Origin of the sequence: Planococcus glaciei, assembly GCF_900099655.1 — a bacterium.
Taxonomy (GTDB): Bacteria; Bacillota; Bacilli; order Bacillales_A; family Planococcaceae; genus Planococcus; species Planococcus glaciei.
In genome coordinates this window covers 1-2173 of the sequence record NZ_FNDC01000030.1, presented here as the reverse complement: position 1 = coordinate 2173, position 2173 = coordinate 1, and the positions used below count along the sequence as shown (strand labels likewise).

Genomic DNA, 2173 nt, shown 5'->3' with positions numbered 1-2173 from the left:
TGTCAATGCCGGTTTAATTTTCCCCATTATAGCCGGAATAAAATTCCCCACGTGAGCTACTTTACAGGTGGGGCAGCCGGATAAATTCCGGCTTTTTTCTTTTCCTTCAGGCGATAGGAATCACCTTTGATATTAAAGGTCACCGAATGGTGAAGCAGGCGGTCGAGAATAGCTGTAGCCAAAATATCATCTCCGAAGACCTTTCCCCATTCGATAAATGATTTGTTCGAGGTTAAGATCATCGCGCCGTGTTCATATCTCTTCGAGATCACTTGAAAAAAGATATTTGCTGAGAACTCGTCAAACGGAAAGTAGCCGACTTCGTCCAAGACGATTAAATCCGGCCGTGTCCATTTCTTGATCAGACGGGAGACCGTACCTTTGCCCTCTGCCTTGTGACATTCCGCGACCAGGTCGGCTGCGGTCAGGAACAGGACACTATAGCCTTGGGTGAGTGCTTCTAATGCAAAAGCGATCGCCAGATGCGTCTTGCCGACACCTGGCGGTCCCAGGAGAAGCCGGTTTTCCCCATTCGCAATGTACCGACAGGTCAGTGTTTCATTGATGCGCTGCTCGTTAAGGCTCGGTTGAAATGCCAAATCAAAATCATGGATGGTTTTGGTGTAAGGGAGTTTCGCTCGGTGAATTCTTCGGTTCAACTCAGTGGATTCCCGGTGTTCCCATTCACCAGAAACGACCGTGTGTAAAAAGTCGAAATATGATACATTATGGGTAGAAGCGTTCTCGACCAAATCATCGAGCTGACTGGCCGTATGCGACCAGTTCAGCTGATGCAGCCGTTCTTCCAGAAGGGATTTCATTCGAAATCACCTCCTTCAAAAGCGGCGTAAGCTGCGAGAGGACGTGCTTCAACGTAAGGAGTGGAAACGGTGGAATCCTGGGTCGCCAAACCGATGGGATTCTGTAGTTTTCGCTCTTTTTCTTTTGCCTCCTGCATGCCCTCATAATGTTCAAAGCGGACGTGGACACGCGTTTCGCCGGAAAGAATCGGGTGTTGTGCAATGCATTCCACTTCATCAAAAATCTCCAATTGCTTCTCCAACGTCACCTTGATTTTGACTTGATGACCGGCATATCGAAACGGAACGGAATACTTATTCCCCAAGTACGAGATGAAACAGTCGCGACTGACCTCCCGCATTTCCCAGTGCGTGGTCGGGAACAACGCCTTCGTTCCCCAAGCCTGCAGAAAAGACTGTTCCTTTTGCCAGCGCTGAACCGGCGGTTCCTGGGTTGTTTCATTCTTTTTCTTATTGGCCGTCTGATCTAGCCAATCCCGCATATCCTGGTTCAAGGCTTCAAGTGTGGGTTCGTGCCTGCGCTGAAAGAAGTTTCGCTTCATGTAAGCGACTGTTCGTTCCACTTTCCCTTTTGTTTGGGGACGGTAGGGCTTGCAGGCTTTGGGTGTAACGCCGTAGTAAGCGAGAAAGTCTTCGAACTTTTGGTTGAAGCGGATTTCTACCGGTGTATGCCGGATGACAACCGTTTTCATATTGTCATAGAGAACTTGATTTGGAATGCCATTGAAATAGGCAAAGGCATTCATGTGGCATTTCATCAAGGTCTCCATTTTCATGTCCGTTGTAAATTCGATGTACTTCATTCGTGAATACCCCAGTACCATCAAAAACGCATAGATTTTTTGAAGACGTCCATCGACTTCGTATAATCCGACTTCTGCCCAATCCATCTGCGCCTGTTGACCTGGCGGTGTTTCAAAGCGCCGGGTCGCCTGTTTCTTTGGTTGTTTCCGGTGCGGCTGCACAAAATCTTTCAGGATTGTACTCTTTCCGTCGAACCCTTGCGCCCGGATCTCCTCAAGCAACACGACACAATTCGTGGTGCCTTCCTGGATTCGTTGAAGCAAGTAGGGTTTATACGGATCTAACTTGCTTGCCCGTTTCGTTCGCTTGGAGCTCCGAGGGAGCTTTTCGGCGTTTATGTATTTGCGGATGGTTTTCCGGTCAAAGCCGGTCTCTTGGGCAATGGCTGTTAACGACCATCCCTTTTGATACAATTCCCGAATCATAAAAAATTCCTCCATTTTCAACATCGACACATACTCCTCTGCAACGTGGTATATGTCGATTATCCTTGATAAATGGGGAATTTTAAAACGGCGTTATTGGGTATTTTATCACCGGCGGTGACA

At 48.0% G+C, this 2173-nt stretch carries 2 protein-coding genes; both read right to left on the bottom strand.

Features of this window, described 5'->3' with window-relative positions:
* Positions 1–56: 56 nt before the first annotated feature.
* Complete coding sequence (gene istB / locus BLQ32_RS19525; protein WP_074511887.1) at positions 57–821, bottom strand: IS21-like element helper ATPase IstB; 765 nt, start codon at positions 819–821, stop codon at positions 57–59.
* Complete coding sequence (gene istA / locus BLQ32_RS19520) at positions 818–2074, bottom strand: IS21 family transposase (protein WP_244890393.1); 1257 nt, start codon at positions 2072–2074, stop codon at positions 818–820. Before istA ends, istB begins: the two co-directional genes overlap by 4 nt.
* Positions 2075–2173 lie beyond the last annotated feature (99 nt).

Excerpts from the sequence above, each read along its gene's own strand:
- istA (WP_244890393.1), bottom strand. The coding sequence starts at position 2,074 with ATGTTGAAAATGGAGGAATTTTTTATGATTCGGGAATTGTATCAAAAG.
- istB (WP_074511887.1), bottom strand. The coding sequence starts at position 821 with ATGAAATCCCTTCTGGAAGAACGGCTGCATCAGCTGAACTGGTCGCAT.